The sequence below is a fragment of the Streptomyces ficellus genome, from assembly GCF_030406405.1.
In the GTDB taxonomy this organism is placed as follows: Bacteria; Actinomycetota; Actinomycetes; order Streptomycetales; family Streptomycetaceae; genus Streptomyces; species Streptomyces ficellus_B.
Genome location: NZ_JAUEPL010000060.1, coordinates 20380 through 36759, shown reverse-complemented (window position 1 = coordinate 36759; position 16380 = coordinate 20380). Strand labels below are relative to the sequence as shown.

The 16380-nt window shown below is 68.5% G+C and carries 18 protein-coding genes; 12 read left to right on the top strand and 6 right to left on the bottom strand.

Annotated elements, in window-relative coordinates:
- From QWM81_RS27840 to rplI, 4 genes are all read left to right on the top strand, one after another.
- On the top strand, nt 1–138 hold a 138-nt coding region (locus tag QWM81_RS27840), incomplete at its 5' end, for a 30S ribosomal protein S6 (protein WP_290115186.1).
- A gap of 74 nt (nt 139–212) precedes the next feature.
- A complete protein-coding gene (locus QWM81_RS27835; protein WP_290115185.1) occupies nt 213–791 on the top strand; it encodes a single-stranded DNA-binding protein in 579 nt (192 codons plus the stop codon).
- Between the two features lie 47 nt (nt 792–838).
- Complete coding sequence (rpsR, locus tag QWM81_RS27830) at nt 839–1075, top strand: 30S ribosomal protein S18 (RefSeq protein ID WP_005315025.1); 237 nt, start codon at nt 839–841, stop codon at nt 1073–1075.
- A gap of 17 nt (nt 1076–1092) precedes the next feature.
- On the top strand, nt 1093–1539 hold the full coding sequence (gene rplI, locus QWM81_RS27825) for a 50S ribosomal protein L9 (RefSeq protein ID WP_290115184.1): 447 nt from the start codon (nt 1093–1095) through the stop codon (nt 1537–1539).
- Nucleotides 1540–1639: 100 nt separating this feature from the next.
- On the opposite strand, the gene QWM81_RS27820 is transcribed toward rplI, so the two are convergent.
- Complete coding sequence (locus QWM81_RS27820) at nt 1640–2977, bottom strand: MATE family efflux transporter (RefSeq protein WP_290115182.1); 1338 nt, start codon at nt 2975–2977, stop codon at nt 1640–1642.
- A gap of 423 nt (nt 2978–3400) precedes the next feature.
- Here QWM81_RS27820 and dnaB point away from each other — a divergent pair, with 423 nt between their 5' ends.
- From dnaB to QWM81_RS27800, 4 genes are all read left to right on the top strand, one after another.
- On the top strand, nt 3401–4891 hold the full coding sequence (gene dnaB, locus QWM81_RS27815) for a replicative DNA helicase (RefSeq protein WP_290115180.1): 1491 nt from the start codon (nt 3401–3403) through the stop codon (nt 4889–4891).
- A 109-nt stretch (nt 4892–5000) separates the two neighbouring features.
- Nucleotides 5001–6377, top strand: a complete 1377-nt coding sequence (locus QWM81_RS27810) for a serine hydrolase domain-containing protein (RefSeq protein ID WP_290115178.1) — start codon at nt 5001–5003, stop codon at nt 6375–6377.
- An 82-nt stretch (nt 6378–6459) separates the two neighbouring features.
- The gene (locus QWM81_RS27805) at nt 6460–7101 is read left to right on the top strand and encodes an HAD family hydrolase (RefSeq protein ID WP_290115176.1); all 642 of its coding nucleotides are present in this window, start codon (nt 6460–6462) and stop codon (nt 7099–7101) included.
- 619 nt (nt 7102–7720) lie between these two features.
- The gene (locus tag QWM81_RS27800) at nt 7721–9331 is read left to right on the top strand and encodes a globin domain-containing protein (protein WP_435372471.1); all 1611 of its coding nucleotides are present in this window, start codon (nt 7721–7723) and stop codon (nt 9329–9331) included.
- A gap of 26 nt (nt 9332–9357) precedes the next feature.
- Here the strand turns inward: QWM81_RS27800 and QWM81_RS27795 are convergent, their stop codons facing one another.
- From QWM81_RS27795 to QWM81_RS27780, 4 genes are all read right to left on the bottom strand, one after another.
- The gene (locus QWM81_RS27795; protein ID WP_290115173.1) at nt 9358–9837 is read right to left on the bottom strand and encodes an NUDIX domain-containing protein; all 480 of its coding nucleotides are present in this window, start codon (nt 9835–9837) and stop codon (nt 9358–9360) included.
- A gap of 50 nt (nt 9838–9887) precedes the next feature.
- The gene (locus QWM81_RS27790) at nt 9888–10784 is read right to left on the bottom strand and encodes a LysR family transcriptional regulator (RefSeq protein ID WP_290115172.1); all 897 of its coding nucleotides are present in this window, start codon (nt 10782–10784) and stop codon (nt 9888–9890) included.
- Between the two features lie 297 nt (nt 10785–11081).
- The gene (locus QWM81_RS27785) at nt 11082–12224 is read right to left on the bottom strand and encodes a cystathionine gamma-lyase (RefSeq protein ID WP_290115171.1); all 1143 of its coding nucleotides are present in this window, start codon (nt 12222–12224) and stop codon (nt 11082–11084) included.
- Nucleotides 12224–12604: a phage holin family protein gene (locus QWM81_RS27780; protein WP_290115170.1), complete on the bottom strand. Its 381-nt coding sequence runs from the start codon at nt 12602–12604 to the stop codon at nt 12224–12226. The genes QWM81_RS27785 and QWM81_RS27780 overlap by 1 nt, the downstream gene beginning before the upstream one ends.
- Nucleotides 12605–12655: 51 nt before the next feature.
- Here QWM81_RS27780 and QWM81_RS27775 point away from each other — a divergent pair, with 51 nt between their 5' ends.
- The 4 genes from QWM81_RS27775 (at nt 12656) to QWM81_RS27760 (ending at nt 14862) form a co-directional block, all read left to right on the top strand.
- The gene (locus QWM81_RS27775) at nt 12656–12973 is read left to right on the top strand and encodes a cupin domain-containing protein (protein WP_290115169.1); all 318 of its coding nucleotides are present in this window, start codon (nt 12656–12658) and stop codon (nt 12971–12973) included.
- Between the two features lie 129 nt (nt 12974–13102).
- Nucleotides 13103–13321, top strand: coding sequence for a DUF5326 family protein (locus QWM81_RS27770; protein ID WP_290115168.1), 219 nt, complete (start codon nt 13103–13105; stop codon nt 13319–13321).
- Nucleotides 13322–13566: 245 nt separating this feature from the next.
- Nucleotides 13567–14289: an IclR family transcriptional regulator gene (locus QWM81_RS27765; RefSeq protein ID WP_290115167.1), complete on the top strand. Its 723-nt coding sequence runs from the start codon at nt 13567–13569 to the stop codon at nt 14287–14289.
- A 138-nt stretch (nt 14290–14427) separates the two neighbouring features.
- The gene (locus QWM81_RS27760; protein ID WP_290115166.1) at nt 14428–14862 is read left to right on the top strand and encodes an SsgA family sporulation/cell division regulator; all 435 of its coding nucleotides are present in this window, start codon (nt 14428–14430) and stop codon (nt 14860–14862) included.
- 124 nt (nt 14863–14986) lie between these two features.
- Here QWM81_RS27760 and QWM81_RS27755 read toward each other — a convergent pair whose 3' ends face one another.
- Nucleotides 14987–16321 carry a YibE/F family protein gene (locus tag QWM81_RS27755; RefSeq protein ID WP_290115165.1) on the bottom strand — a complete coding sequence of 445 codons (1335 nt, stop codon included), beginning with the start codon at nt 16319–16321 and terminating at the stop codon, nt 14987–14989.
- Between the last annotated feature and the right edge of the window lie 59 nt (nt 16322–16380).

Here is a 16380-nt window from a genome sequence, read left to right as displayed (position 1 = left end):
ATCAAGAAGAAGCCCGAGGGCATCTACTCGGTCATCGACCTGCAGGCCGAGCCTGCGGTCGTCAAGGAGCTCGACCGCCAGATGAACCTGAACGAGTCGGTCCTCCGGACCAAGGTCCTCCGTCCCGAGACCCACTGAGCCCCGGCTCAGAGGTCATCGGGTTCGAGTAGCAGCAGCAAGCAGCCAGAAGCTATCCCGCCGAGAGGTTCCCCATGGCAGGCGAGACCGTCATCACGGTCGTCGGCAATCTTGTCGACGACCCCGAGCTGCGCTTCACCCCGTCCGGTGCGGCGGTCGCGAAGTTCCGTGTCGCGTCCACCCCCCGCACCTTCGACCGTCAGACCAATGAGTGGAAGGACGGCGAGAGCCTGTTCCTGACCTGCTCGGTCTGGCGTCAGGCGGCGGAGAACGTCGCCGAGTCGCTCCAGCGCGGCATGCGTGTCGTCGTGCAGGGCCGACTGAAGCAGCGGTCCTACGAGGACCGCGAGGGCGTCAAGCGCACGGTCTTCGAGCTGGACGTCGAGGAAGTCGGCCCCAGCCTCAAGAACGCCACGGCCAAGGTCACCAAGACCACCGGTCGGGGCGGCCAGGGCGGCTACGGCGGTGGCCAGCAGGGCGGCGGCAACTGGGGCGGAGCCCCGGCTGGTGGCCAGCAGGGTGGCGGCGCTCCCGCCGATGACCCCTGGGCGACCAGCGCGCCGGCCGGTGGCCAGCAGCAGGGCGGCGGAGGCAGCTGGGGCGGAAGCTCCGGCGGTTCCGGCGGCGGCTACTCGGACGAGCCCCCCTTCTAGAGGGTTCGGGCTCGTACCCCACTTCTTGATCACACAGGAGATACACCATGGCGAAGCCGCCTGTGCGCAAGCCGAAGAAGAAGGTCTGCGCATTCTGCAAGGACAAGACCGCTTACGTGGACTACAAGGACACGAACATGCTGCGGAAGTTCATTTCCGACCGCGGCAAGATCCGTGCCCGCCGCGTGACCGGCAACTGCACGCAGCACCAGCGTGACGTCGCCACGGCCGTCAAGAACAGCCGTGAGATGGCGCTGCTGCCCTACACGTCCACCGCGCGATAAGAGAGGGTGACCGAAACATGAAGATCATCCTCAAGCACGAGGTCTCCGGCCTCGGCACCGCCGGTGACGTCGTCGACGTCAAGGACGGTTACGCTCGCAACTACCTGGTCCCGCGTGGTTTCGCGATCCGCTGGACCAAGGGTGGCGAGAAGGACGTGGCGCAGATCCGCCGCGCCCGCAAGATCCACGAGATCGCGACCATCGAGCAGGCCAACGAGATCAAGGCTCAGCTCGAGGGCACGAAGGTGCGTCTGGCTGTTCGCTCCGGCGACGCCGGCCGTCTCTTCGGCTCCGTGACCCCGGCCGACATCGCCTCGGCGATCAAGGCCGCGGGTGGCCCTGAGGTCGACAAGCGTCGGGTCGAGCTCGGTTCGCCGATCAAGACCCTGGGCTCGCACCAGGTCTCCGTGCGTCTGCACGCTGACGTCGTCGCGAAGCTCAACGTCGAGATCGTCGCTGCCTGAGCCACTGCTCTCGGCGATCGCATAGCGATGTAGCAACACAGAAGGGCCGCACCTCCGGGTGTGGCCCTTCTGCTGTGTTTCACGTGAAACATGGACTCGATCAACGCGTCGCGCCTGTGACCACCCAGCGGCCGGAGCGCATGCGCAGCCAGAGCGTCAGCATCCGGACCGTCATCATCAGCGCCATCGCCCACCACAGCGCCGTCAGCCCGCCGCCGAGTGCGGGCACCAGCAGGGCCGCCGGTGCGAAGACGAGCAGTGTCACCACCATGGCCCCGGCCAGATACCGGCCGTCGCCCGCGCCCATCAGGACACCATCCAGCACGAAGACCACTCCGGCGATCGGCTGGGAGAGCGCCACCACCAGCAGCGCGGGCAGCAGCGTGTCCTGGACGGTCGTGTCGGCCGTGAACAGCGGGATGAAGAGCGGACGAGCCAGGACGATCAGCGCGCCGAGCACCAGCCCCGAGGCGATGCCCCACTCCACCATGCGCCGACAGGCCCTTCGTGCCCCGTCGGCGTCACCTGCGCCCAGGTAGCGGCCGATGATGGCCTGTCCCGCGATGGCGATGGCGTCCAGGGCGAAGGCCATCAGGCTCCACAGGGACAGGATGATCTGGTGCGCGGCGACATCGACGTCGCCGAGCCGGGCGGCGACGGCGGTGGCGATCATCATGACCGCGCGCAGCGACAGCGTACGGACCAGGAGCGGAACCCCTGCCTGGGCGCTTGCCCGGATGCCGGCGGCATCAGGCCGTAGTGAGGCGCCGTGAAGCCGGGCTCCTCGTACGACCACGAAGAGGTAGGCCACGGCCATGCCCCACTGGGCGATCACGGTGCCCCAGGCGGAGCCCGCGATACCGAGGCCGGCGCCGTAGACGAGGACCACGTTGAGCACCGCGTTGGCCGTGAAGCCGGCGATGGCGACGTACAGCGGGGTCCGGGTGTCCTGGAGGCCGCGCAGTACGCCGGTGGCGGCGAGCACCACGAGCATGGCCGGTATGCCGAGGCTGGAGATACGCAGGTAGGTGGTGGCGTAAGGAGCGGCGGTGCTGGAGGCCCCGAAGAGATCGACCAGCCACGGTGCAGCGGGCAGGGTGACGGCGATGACGGCCACCCCCAGGAGCAGCGCGAGCCAGATGCCGTCCATGCCCTGACGGATGGCCGCCGGCAGGTCGCCGGCGCCGACCCGGCGGGCGACGGCCGCTGTGGTCGCGTAGGCCAGGAAGACGAAGACGCTCACCGCTGTGGACAGCAGGGCGGCCGCGATGCCGAGGCCGGCGAGCTGAGGGGTGCCGAGATGACCGACGATGGCACTGTCGACCATGACGAAGAGCGGCTCGGCGACGAGTGCTCCGAAGGCCGGGACGGCGAGCGCGATGATCTCACGGTCGTGTCGGCGGCGGTCGCTCTTGGGTCGGGCGGGGGCCTGGGTCATGAGGGCAATCTAATCTTCCACAGGTAAGAGATGCAATGCCTTAGTGATCCTTACTTTCCGGTGGGGTGGAGCCCGGGGTGTGCGCCGTTTGTTCTGATCTTGACGCAGCCGGGAAAGTTTTTCTCCCCCACAGCCGGTGGACGGAATAACACCAGGTCAGCGGCGGTGGCGTGGATCCGCTATGAGTTTGTCCACACGGCTGTCCCCCGCTCCGTGCACAGGTTCACTGGAGTTCTCCACAGCATCTGGGTCTTCACCCACAGGCCCTGTGGATAACCAGATTGGCTGACGGTGCCCGCGGGCCTACCGTGGTGCGGCGCTCGACGCGCCAGAAGCGGAGTTGAGCCTCTCGCTTTGTCAGTGTCGTGCCGTAGAAAGAGTGGCACGGCGAGGTCCGCGGAGCGGACGGGAGGAGGTGGGCCGGTGAGCATTCCCGAGCCCTTGGACGACCCCTGGACCGACACCGGTCCCGGTGACCGTCTGCCCGTCTCCCGTCAGCGCGGCAGCGACAGCCGTAGCCGTGGCCGGGGCCGTGAGGAGCAACACGAGCGGGGCAGCGACAGCGGGCCGTGGGACAGCGGCACGGGCGGTTTTGAGCGGGTGCCGCCGCAGGACCTCGACGCCGAGCAGTCGGTGCTCGGCGGCATGCTGCTCTCCAAGGACGCCATCGCGGACGTCGTGGAGATCATCAAGGGCCATGACTTCTACAAGCCGGCCCACGAGACCATCTACACGGCGATCCTCGACCTGTATGCCAAGGGGGAACCGGCCGACCCGATCACGGTGGGCGCCGAGCTGACCAAGCGCGGTGAGATCAACCGCATTGGCGGGGCGGCGTACCTGCACACCCTGGTCCAGTCGGTGCCGACCGCGGCGAACGCCTCGTACTACGCGGAGATCGTCCACGAGCGGGCGGTGCTGCGCCGTCTCGTCCAGGCGGGCACCAAGATCACGCAGATGGGATACGCCGCCGACGGCGACGTCGACGAGATCGTCAATTCGGCCCAGGCCGAGATCTACGCGGTCACCGAGCAGCGGACGAGCGAGGACTACCTGCCGCTCGGCGACATCATGGAAGGCGCTCTCGACGAGATCGAGGCGATCGGCTCGCGCAGCGGCGAGATGACCGGCGTGCCGACCGGTTTCACCGACTTCGACTCGCTGACGAACGGCCTGCATCCGGGCCAGATGATCGTCATCGCTGCTCGTCCCGCGATGGGTAAGTCGACATTGGCGCTGGACTTCGCCCGGGCCGCGTCCATCAAGAACAATCTGCCAAGCGTGATCTTCTCCCTCGAAATGGGCCGTAACGAGATCGCGATGCGCCTGCTGTCGGCGGAGGCACGGGTGGCCCTGCACCACATGCGCTCCGGCACGATGACGGACGAGGACTGGACGCGGCTGGCACGGCGTATGCCGGACGTCTCCCAGGCTCCGCTCTACATCGACGACTCCCCGAACCTGTCGATGATGGAGATCCGCGCGAAGTGCCGTCGCCTCAAGCAGCGGAACAACCTGAAGCTCGTCGTCATCGACTATCTCCAGCTGATGCAGTCCGGTGGCTCCAAGCGTGCCGAGAGCCGTCAGCAGGAAGTCTCGGACATGTCGCGAAACCTCAAGCTGCTGGCGAAGGAACTGGAGATTCCGGTCATCGCGCTATCACAGCTGAACCGTGGCCCGGAGCAGCGTACGGACAAGAAGCCGATGGTCTCCGACCTCCGCGAGTCCGGCTCCATCGAGCAGGACGCGGACATGGTCATCCTGCTGCACCGCGAGGACGCCTACGAGAAGGAGTCGCCGCGCGCGGGCGAAGCCGACCTGATCGTGGCCAAGCACCGTAACGGCCCCACCGCCACGATCACCGTGGCCTTCCAGGGCCATTACTCACGTTTCGTGGACATGGCGCAGACCTGATCGTCACCGAGCTGAACCTCGGCTCGGGGGGGGCTGGCACGAGGGCGCTGAGGCCGGTGGCGGGGGAATGTGGTCGACGGGGGCGACGGTGGGCCGGTAGATCTGGGGAATGACCTCATCTTTCGAAGCACTGCTTCCCAGCACCGAGCGGGCACTCCTGCACCGGGTCGCCACAGCGCAGGCCGAAGGGCGCACCCCTTCTCTGGTCGGCGCGGTGGCCAGGGACGGGCGGAGGTTGTGGGCCGGTGGGCGCAGTTGTGTGGACGGGCAGGCGCCGGACGCCGATACGCAGTACCGGATCGGCTCCATCACCAAGACGTTCACGGCCGTCCTGGTGATGCGGCTGCGTGACGAAGGGCTGCTCGATCTCGGGGACCCGCTGGAGAAGCACCTGCCCGGGACCGGTGTCGGCGAGGTGACGATTGGACAGCTGCTTGGCCACAGCGCTGGATTGGCGGCCGAGTCGCCCGCGCCGTGGTGGGAGCGTACGCCGGGGACACTGCGCCCGGAGCTTGCCGACGTGCTCGGGAAGCAGCCGCTGCTGCACCCGCCGGGGCGGCGTCACCACTACTCCAACACCGGTTACACACTGCTCGGTTCACTCGTCGAGGCGGTGCGGGGCGTGCCGTGGGAGGAGGCGCTGAAGGCCGAGATCCTGGAGCCGCTGGCGCTGGAGCGGACAAGCACCCAGCCTGCCGCGCCGCATGCCGGAGGGTGGGCGGTGCATCCATGGGCCGAAGTGATGCTGCCCGAACCGGCCGAGGATCTGGGGCTGATGGCTCCGGCCGGTCAGCTCTGGTCGACCGCTTCGGACCTCTGCCGGTTCGCCTCGTTCCTGGCGGACGGCGACGGGCGGGTACTGAGCGCGGAGACGCTACGGGAGATGCGTACCCCTGCTGTGCCGCCGGAGGCCGGTGACTGGGACGGTGGCTATGGGCTGGGCGTGCAGTTGGTACGTCGGGATGGGCGCACCCTCGTCGGGCACAGCGGTTCCCTGCCGGGTTTCCTCGCCGGTCTGTGGGTGAGCGTGGAAGACGATGTCGCCGCCGTCGTGCTGGCCAACGCGACGTCGGGCCCGCTGGCCGGCGCGGTCGCGGCTGACCTCGTGCGGATCGTGGCCGATGCCGAGCCGCGCATTCCGGAGCCCTGGCGACCGCTGCCCGGGGTCGATCCGGCGCTGCTGGATCTGACCGGACCCTGGTACTGGGGGACGTACTCCTACGGTCTCGGAGTCGTCGCAGATGGCGGTGTGGAACTGCGTCCTCTACGAGGGCAGGGGCGCGCTTCGCGCTTCCAGGCCGAGACGGATGGCACTTGGACCGGTCTGGATGGCTACTTCGCGGGGGAGACGCTGCGCGTCGTGCGACGAGCGGACGGCTCGGTGAGCCACCTCGACCTCGGATCGTTCGTGTTCACCCGGGAGCCCTACGAGCCGGGGGAAGCGGTACCAGGCGGCGTCGACGAGGGTGGCTGGCGCGGCCTGTGATGTTTCACGTGAAACACGGTGCCCGGAGGGCCTTCCGATGACGTCTGCCGACGGTGTACCCGCACGTACTAACCTCCGGTCCATGGCGAGCCCACGCAGACTCCATCTGTTCGACCTGGACGGCACACTGATCCGGGGGTCAGCGGCAGCCGTGGAGATTTCCCGCCAGCTCGGCCTCGGTGCTGAGATCGCTGAGCTGGAGCGCGAGTTCCTGGCACATGCCCTGGCTCCGGACGAGTTCGCCGTACGGGCCAGGGAGCTGTGGTCCGGGCTCACTCTGGAACACGTCGAGGCGGCGTTCGAGGGTGCGCCTTGGTTGACGGGCATCCGTGAGGTCTGGGGGGACATCCGGGCGGAGGGCGGCTACTGTGCCGTCATCTCCCTGTCGCCCGATTTCTTCGTCGAGCGGCTGTTGGACTGGGGTGCGCATGCCACCCACGGTTCACGTTGGCCTGCCGTGCCATTCACCCAGCCGGTCAATCGCGACGGCATTCTCAACGCATCCGCGAAAGTGAAGATCGCGAACCAACTCTGTGCAGGGTTGGGGGTGGAACTGGACGAGTGTGTTGCATACGGTGATTCCATGTCGGACGCGGAGATCTTCGCGACCGTCCCGGTAGCGGTGGCGATCAACGCGGACCATCATCTGTCCGGGCTTGCCACGCATGCTTATACGGGAGGCGATCTCCGGGAGGCCTACGAACTGGTACGAGAGCGTCGTTAGTTCAGAGACATGGCGGTAACGCAGCCTAACGAAAACTGGGTACGAAATCCGGTCTTTCCGCGCTCAGTCCGATGGGCCGGCAACTCCTGTCATGCTGCGACGACGGCAACTGCGGTCAATGTCACATCGAGTCGTAGTCGTCCCGATTCGCGGTGCGGGTGAGGGTTACTGTGGGCGGCAAGCAGCGATCACTAGGCGAAAAGCGGCGAATTGAGGCACCTTCCGGGCCGACGGAAGTGCGCAGACCGACCGAAAGATGTTCGAGGCGAGGCACTCTATGGACGCTCCGACCACCACGTCGGCCGACAACGGCACTTCCGGCGACAGCGGCGGGGGTGGCGGCTGGTTCACACCGCGCAAGCCGGTCCCGGCCAAGCCCGCCGGACCGGACGCCGCCCGTCCCGACGGGCTCCCCGGGCCTGCGGCGGGCGGACCCGCGGAGGACCCGGACGGGAGCCGCGAGCGAATAGCCGGCCAGCGTCGGCCCCTCACCTCCATACGCTTGGTGGGCGCCAGTGCGGCACGTACCTCTCAGTCGAGGCCCGGCGCCGGGACGTCCACCGACCCCTTCGCCGCCCCCCGGCCCCAGGCAGCCGCTGCCGGGCCCGCGCACCCCCCGGTGGCTTCCCTTGGTCCTGCCGAGGCCCTGACGGCCGGTGCTTCCCCGGCCGACCCACGGACCCCCGAGCCCCGCACTGCCGAGTCCCGCACTGCCGAGTCCCGCACTGCCGAGCCCCGGCCCGCCGAGCCCGTGACCTCCGCGCCGGTGGCGCAGGAGCCGCCGACCGTGCCGTGGCCGGACGGCTCGGGCGCCCAGCAGCCGGCGCCTGAGCCGCCTGTTGCCCAGCAGCCGGCACCTGAGCCGTTCGCCAACCGGCGGCCTTCAGCTCCTCAGCCGGCCGTCGACCACCGCTCGGCGTCCCAACCGCCGGTCGACCACCGCCCGGCACCCCAACCGCCGGTCGACCACCGCTCGGCACCCCAACCGCCGGTCGACCACCGCTCGGCAGCCGAGACGCCGACCAGCCACCCTGACACCGGGGACCGCGCTCACGAGCCCCGGGGCGTACCGGACGCCGTTCCCGCCGGGCAGTCCGGCCCCGAGCCGGCCGTGGAGTCAGGGTCGCCCGACGCGATACGCATCCGGCGGACGCTCGGCGAGGTCGCCCCCGTGTCCGACAAGGTCACCTCGTACTTCTACGCCCTGCTCTTCACCCGCCACCCCGAGCTGCGCACCCTCTTCCCCGCCGCCATGGAAGCGCAGCGCGACCGGCTCCTCAAGGCGCTGCTCACCGCCGCCGAGCACATGGACAACCCCGAGGTGCTCACCGATTACCTCCAGCACCTGGGCCGCGGCCACCGCAAGTACGGCACCGACGCCTCGCACTACCCGGCCGTCGGCGAGGCCCTCATCGGTGCGCTGAGCCGGTACGCGACGACGACGTGGGACGAGGAGACCGAGGCGGCCTGGGTCCGCACGTACACCACGATCTCCCAGATCATGATCGACGCGGCTGCCGAGAACGAGCGCCACGCCCCCGCCTGGTGGCACGCGGAGGTGGTCTCGCACGATCTGAGAACGCCCGACATCGCGGTCATCACCGTCCGCCCCGACCAGCCGTACCCCTTCCTGGCCGGGCAGTACACAAGCCTTGAAACCCCGTGGTGGCCGCGGATCTGGCGGCACTACTCCTTCGCCTCGGCGCCCCGCTCCGACGGTCTGCTGTCGTTCCATGTGAAGGCCGTCCCGGCCGGGTGGGTGTCCAACGCCCTGGTGCACCACGCCCGCCCCGGTGACGTCCTGCGCCTGGGCCCGCCGGCCGGCTCGATGACCGTCGACCACAGCACCGACAACGGCCTGCTGTGCCTGGGCGGCGGCACCGGTATCGCACCCATCAAGGCGCTGGTCGAGGATGTCGCCGAGCACGGTGCGCGGCGCCCCGTCGAGGTCTTCTACGGCGCCCGTACCGATCACGATCTGTACGACATCGACACCATGCTGCGGCTCCAGCAAGTCCATCCGTGGCTGGAGGTGCGGGCCATCATCGACGGCAAGACGCAGTTGCCGGATGTGGTGCGCGAGTACGGCCCCTGGAACGAGTACGACGCGTACCTCTCCGGCCCGCCCGGCATGATCCGCAGTGGTGTCGACGCGCTGCGGGGCGTCGGCATGCCGTACGAGCGGATCCGCCACGACTCGCTGGAGGAACTCGTCGCGGCGGCCGACTGAACCGGCCCAGGGTGGTCCCGGGCCCGTCAGCCGAGGTCAGGGGCGTGCATGGCGCGTACGCCCTCGATGTTGCCGTCCAGGTAGTGCCGGAGCGACAGCGGTACGAGGTGGACGGCGGCGATCCCGACCCGGTTGAAGGGCACCCGTACGATCTCGTACTCGCCGACCGGCTCCTCGACCTCGGGGCCGTGCCGCTGAGCGGGATCCATCGACTCCAGGCGGCACACGAAGAAGTGCTGCACCTTCACGCCCGAGACGCCACCGTCCACGATGTGCTCGACCGTGTCGACGAAGCAGGGGACCACATCGGTGATCTTGGCGCCGAGTTCTTCGTGCACCTCACGGTGGAGGGCGTCGACGACCGTCGCGTCTCCCGGCTCGACCCCGCCGCCGGGGGTGAGCCAGTACGGATCCATGCCCGGCTTCGTGCGTTTGATCAGGATGAGATCGTCACCGTCGAGCAGAATGGCGCGTGCGGTGCGCTTGACCACTGGACGTTCGGTCATGGCTTGAAAATGGCCCGTAGAAGCCCTTCTGAAACACCCCGCACCAGCCGTCACCAGTCGGTCGCAGCGCGCAGCAGCGCTTCGTGCGCCCGCGCGATGTGCGGCAGGGACAGCGTGCCGGCGCGTACGGCCAGGAAGTACGTCCGCAGCGGGGGCACCGGCGGATCCAGCAGCGCCACCAGTCGGCCGCTCTCCAGGGCGTCCGCGCACAAGTAGCGGGGCAGTACGGCGAGGCCGGCGCCCGAGGCGGCGGATTCGAGGACGGCGCGCAGGTCGGGTGCGATGACGGTGGCCGCGGCGGCCGGTTTCGACTCGAAGACCGCAGCCCAGTAGCGCGCGACGAACGGCAGCGACTCATGAACCTCGATCACCGGCAGCTGCTCCAGCACGACGGCGCCCTTGCGCAGCAGAACGCCGGGCGCCAGCCGGGCCGCCCAGCGGGGGGAGGCGACGAGGACATGCTCCTCGTCGCAGAGCGGGGTCGCGGTGAGCAGGCCGCCGCGTGGCCGCGCCGTGGCGATGGCCAGATCGTGGTGCCCGGCGGCCAGTCCGCCCAGGACGTCCTCGGCGGCGGGGACCAGCGATGTCCGCAGCGCCAGCCCCTGGGCTACCAGCGCCGTCAGGGCGGGCAGGGCGCGTACGGAGGTGAACTCGGGCGGTCCGGCGAAGTGGAGCGTCCGTACACCCGACTCGTCGTCCAGACCTGCTTCGGCGATCTCGACCAGCGCGTCCAGGTGCGGCGCCGCACGGTGGGCCAGCTCGTCGCCGATGGTGGTGGGCGTGACGCCACGGGCCTGGCGCAGGAACAGCGGGCGGCCCAGCTGCCGCTCCAGGGTGCGGATCTGGCTGGTCACCGCCGGTTGTGAGAGGCCCAGCAGGGCGGCGGCGCGGGTGAAGGAGCCGGCCCGGTGCACCGTGACGAACGTGCGCAGCAAGGCCAGATCCATGCCCCTCCCTCCTCGTCCCTCTCGCCCCGGCCGGAAACCCGTCGACGGACGCCGCCCGCACGGACAACCGCCCGCACGGACAACCGCCCGAGCGGCCATGGCCGGCACGGACACAACCGCCCGAACGCAGTCAGGACTGTCCAACGATAAATAAGTCGATAGGCTGCTGTCGCTACTGTGATTGGACACTGACGCTCAGTCAACTAGCCTTGGCCAGGCGGATCTCCGCGCGTAAAGCAGGGCGGTCCGAGCCACGAGGGGGGAGGCTCGGACCGCCCTTTCGCGTGCCGAACCGCCTTATCCGGCCTGTCCGCCCGCCTCGTCGAGAGCGCGCAGCACGTCCGGCACCAGATCCTCGGCGTCCTCGGCGCCGACCGAGAAGCGGATGAAGCCCTCCGGCACCGCGTCCCCACCCCACCGTCCGCGCCGCTCCGCCGTCGACCGCACCCCGCCGAAGCTGGTCGCGTCATCGACCAGCCGCAGCCTGTCCAGGAAGCGTTCCGCCCGCTCCCGGTCGGGCAGGACGAACGAGACGACCGACCCGAAACGGCGCATCTGCCCGGCCGCGACCCTGTGCGACGCGTCACCGGGCAGGCCCGGATAGCGCAGGCCGCTCACGTCCTCGCGCGCCGACAGCGCTTCGGCGAGCGCCAGGGCGGTCGCGCACTGCCGGTCGACGCGCAGGTGCAGCGTGGCCAGCGACCGGTGGGCGAGCCAGGCCTCCATCGGACCCGGGATCGCTCCGACGATCTTCCGCCAACGCCGTACGGAAGCGGCCGACTCGGCGTCACGGCAGGTCACGTGCCCGAGCAGGATGTCACCGTGCCCGGTCAGGCCCTTGGTGTCGCTGGCCACGGAGAAGTCCGCACCCAGCTCCAGCGGGCGCTGCCCGAGGGGCGTGGCCAGGGTGTTGTCCACCGCGACGAGTGCGCCCCCGGCGTGCGCGGCCGCCACCAGCCGCCGGATGTCGCACACGTCCAGCCCCGGGTTCGACGGCGTCTCGATCCACAGCAGGCGTGCGCCGTCGAGGGCGGCCAGCTGCGCGTCGCCGCCGGTCGGGGCGGTGCGCACCTCGATCCCGTACGCCTCCAGCTGCTCGCGCACCAGCGGCAGCGCCTGGTAGCCGTCGGACGGCAGGACAACCGCGTCCCCGGCCTTGAGCTGCGAGAACAGCACCGCCGAGATCGCCGCCATCCCGGATGCGAAGACAACCGTCTCGACATCCGAGTCCCCCGGGGCCTCCAGCTCGCCGATGGCGCGCTCCAGGTGGGTCCAGGTCGGATTCTCGTCCCGCCCGTATGTGTACGGCCCGGTCGGGTCGCCGGGCAGGTGGTAGTGGGCGGCGAACACCGGCCCGGGCAGGGTGGGTTCGTACTTCTGCGGTTCGGGAAGACCGGCCCGTACCGCTCGTGTCCCGTCGCCCATGCGCCTGCGTTCCATCAGTCCTTCCCATCGGGCAGGACGAGGTTCATGGCCCACGACACCACGGAGATGATCAGGCCACCCAGTACGGCGGTCCAGAAGCCCTCGACGTGGAAGGTCAGGTCGAGCTTCTCGGCGAGCCACGAGGTCAGCAGCAGCATCAACGCGTTCACGATGAGCGTGAAAAGGCCGAGCGTGAGGATGAACAGCGGCAGTGTGAGCAGCTTCACGACCGGCTTGACGAGGAAGTTGACCACGCCGAAGACCAGGGCCACCAGGATGAGGGTGAGGGTCTTCTTCCCGGTGTTGTCACCGGTCAGCGTGATGTCCTCGAGCAGCCAGATCGCCACTGCCAGAGCGGCCGCGTTCGCGATCGTCTTGACTAGGAAATTCATCATGTGTCTGATCGTGGCAGACATGATCGGACCAAGTGCAGGGGCGGACGGGCGATGAAGGAATTCCGACTGGATGAGCTGGAGGCGGAGCGCGCCGCCCATGATGGCGCGTATCTGCAGTTCCTTCGCGAGCGGAACATGTCGGTGGGCCTGTACGCGCTCGACGCCGGGCAGCTCGACCCGCAGCAGCCGCACAAGGAGGACGAGGTGTACTTCGTCGTCAGTGGGCGTGCCTCGATCACGGTGGGGATGGAGACGACGCGGGTGGGGCGGGGCAGTGTGGTGTATGTGCCGGCCGGAGTGCCGCACAAGTTCCACCACATCACCGAGGACCTGCGGGTGATGGTGGTCTTCTCTCCTCCCGAGAGCTGAGCCGCCGCCCCCGGTTCCCTAGGGGACGGATCAGGGCAGATCGAGGGCTGGGCAACGCCCGCGCGCGGCGCCCGGCCCCTAGCATCGAGTGACCAAGGTCTGAAATATCACGAGAGATGAGGTAGGGCGATGGCGGTACGGGAATTTCTTACGGGAATGCCGTGGTGGGTGAAGTGGATCGCCATACCTCTCATCGCCCTGGTGGTCTTCGGTGGTGTGATCGGGACGGTGATGAGTGTCCTGATCGGTCTGCTGTTCAAGGTGCTGGTGTTCGTCGTCCTCGTCGGTGGACTCATTTACGTCGTACGGAAGTTCATGTCGTCCTCGTCGTCCAGCGGCGACTGGTGACACGGGCGTACGGAAATCCCGGCCATCCGCCCGGCCGTTAGCCCGGGCGGGGGAACGGCCCGGGCGAAACCTCACCCCGAACGGAGGCTGCCATTAGAGTGGCAAGCCTCCGCTGCCCTTGGAATCAAGGGGTTGGCAAACGCCCTACCAGCGGTTTGTACGACTGAACTGGGCGTAATGCCTGGGGGTGACCTTTGGCCACGCCACCGAATTCCGCTACCGCTGCCCCTACCTTGATCGCCTCTGTGCAGCGTGCACTGAGGCTGCTGGAAGCCGTGGGTTCTCATGCCGACGGGGCCCCAGCGAAGCAGCTCGCGCGCGAGACGCACCTGCCGCTTCCCACCGCCTACCACCTTCTGCGCACCCTGACGCATGAGGGCTATCTACGCCGGGACAACGGCGTGTTCCTCCTCGGTGACGCGGTAGGGCAACTAGCGGGCGGAGCCGCGCAGAATCGTCGCAGCAAGATCGCAAACTCATTGGCGCACTGGCGCGACACCATCGGCGTCCCTGTCTACTTCGCGGTCTACGAAGACGGCGAGATCGAGCTCGTCGCCGTCGCCGACACCCCCGCGGCACCCGCCGTCGACGAGTGGGCCGACTTCCGCGAAACCGGCCACGCTCATGCCATCGGCCAGTGTCTGCTCAGCCAGCTCGACGAGAGGGCGCGCCGGGATCACCTGGACCGACACCCCGTGCAGCCGATCACTCCGTACACGGTGTGTGACGGACGGACGCTGCTTGAGCGGCTGGAGGCCACGGAACGGATGCAGCCGGTTGTGGAGCGACAGGAATACGCGCTCGGTACCGTCTGTGCCGCCGTCCCCGTCGCGGCCGGTTCCGCAGCCGCGGTGATGGCCATCTCCGTGCCGCTTCACCAGGAAGAACGCCTGTTGCCCGCGGTCCACCGACTACGGCTCGACATCGGGAGGCTGTTCGGTTCGCTCGTGTTCTCTATCAGTATCTGAAAAATCACTCCTTGTGATCCTGGGTGCTGTACAGGACGATGGCGCCGTGCAGGCCGGTACGGATCATTCCTGGCCGTTTTCATTGATGATCTTCAACAGCTGTTGTTCACAACTGCCTCATCCACTGCGGGGTACATGATGCGCGAGTCAGTTCAGGCCGAAGTCCTGATGAGCTTCGTCGTTTCGGAGGAGCTCTCCTTCCGGATTCCGGTCGAGCTCGGTTACGAGACGAGAGACCCCTTCGCGGTGCGGATGACGTTCCACCTCCCCGGCGACGCGCCCGTGACGTGGGCGTTCGGCAGGGAATTGCTTCTGGACGGCATCAACGCGCCCAGTGGTGACGGCGATGTGCACATCGCGCCCACCGGTGTGGGAGACCTGTCGGATGTGAGCATCCGGCTACAGGTCGGCGCCGATCGCGCGCTGTTCCGGGCCAGTGCGCCACCGCTGGTGGCCTTTCTCGACCGCACCGACAAGCTCGTGCCCCTGGGGCAGGAGCGCGCGCTCGGGGAGTTCGAGGAGGACCTGGAGGAGGCGCTGGGCCGGATCCTCGCGGAGGAGAACGCCGGCTGACACCGCGCCGCCCTTTCTCACGCGGATCTTTCTCACGCGGAGTCTGACGCGGGCTGCCATGCGGAGTCTGACGCGGGCTGCCATGCGGAGTCTGCGCGGAATCTCAGGTGACGTCTCGCGGCGACTACTTCTTACGGCGGCGGCCCCGTCCCCCACCACGTACCACCGCCGTCACCGTGCCTCCCGGCCGGTCCGCCGAGACCACCAGGGCAGCCAGGGCGGTCGTCACGGGCACCGAGGCCACCAGACCGATCGAACCCACCAAGGTCCGCACGATTTCTTCCGCGACCAGTTCACTGTTGGCCACCGTCCCCACGCTGCTCTGAGCGATCGAGAACAGCAGAAGCAGGGGGAGGGCAGCGCCCGCGTACGCCAGCACCAGGGTGTTCACCACTGAAGCGATGTGATCACGGCCGATCCGGATACCCGCCCGATACAGGCCCCGCGGCCCCATGGTCGGATCCGCCTGGTGCAGCTCCCACACCGCCGACGTCTGGGTCACGGTCACATCGTCGAGCACACCCAGCGAGCCGATGATGACTCCGGCCAGCAGCAGACCGGACATGTCGATGTTCGGGTAAAGGCCATGGATGAGGCCCGTGTTGTCGTCGGTGTTGCCGGTCAGTGACGCCCAGCCGATGAAGAGCGAGCCCAACAGGCCGATCAGCAGGAGGGAGATCAGCGTTCCGATGACCGCCACTGACGTCCGGGCGGTCAGGCCGTGACAGCTGTAGAGCGCGATCAGCATGATGGCGCTCGACCCGATCACCGCCACGACCAGGGGGTTCGAGCCCTGGAGGATCGCCGGGAGAATGAAGAGGGTCAGTACGGCAAAGCTCACCGCGAGCGCGATCAGCGCCATCACCCCGCGCATCCGGCCGACCGCCACGACCGCCAGCGCGAAGATCCCGGCGAGCAAGGCCATCGGCACCTTGCGGTTCACGTCGGTCACTGAATACTGCAGGTCACGTGGGGCGTCGGGGGCGTACGCCACTACCACCCCCTGGCCCTCGTCCAGTTGGCGCGGCGCGTCCGGCTGCACGATCTCCACGAACCGCCGGCCCTTGTCCTTGCCCGTGGTGACCTCGACCGTCGCCTTGGCGCACTGCCCTTGCTGCGCGTTGACCGCCTCGCGCCCCTCGGGCGTCGTCGTGTCACCGGTAGGTGGGACCTGCGCGGCGTTCACGTCCCTGCAGTCCACCTTCTCGACCTGGACGACCTTGCCCTGCTCGGTCTGCCGGTCGAAGCCGACCCCTGTGCGCTCGTGTGCCGGGGCGCCGCCGGGCCACAGGACGGCGAGTCCGACGAGTACCGCGGTGGCGAAGGGGATCAGTACCGCCGCGATGACCTTGCGCAGATGCTTGGACACGGGCGCGGCGGGGCCGTGGCTGTGCGCATGGCTGTGGGTATGACCATGCGCCTGTCCGGCCGGCTCGGGGGTCTGCTGCGAGGAAGTCACCGACCGATCATCGCAAGAACGACCGGGGCCCTCTGTTCAGCGCGGCCGGGATGGCGTTA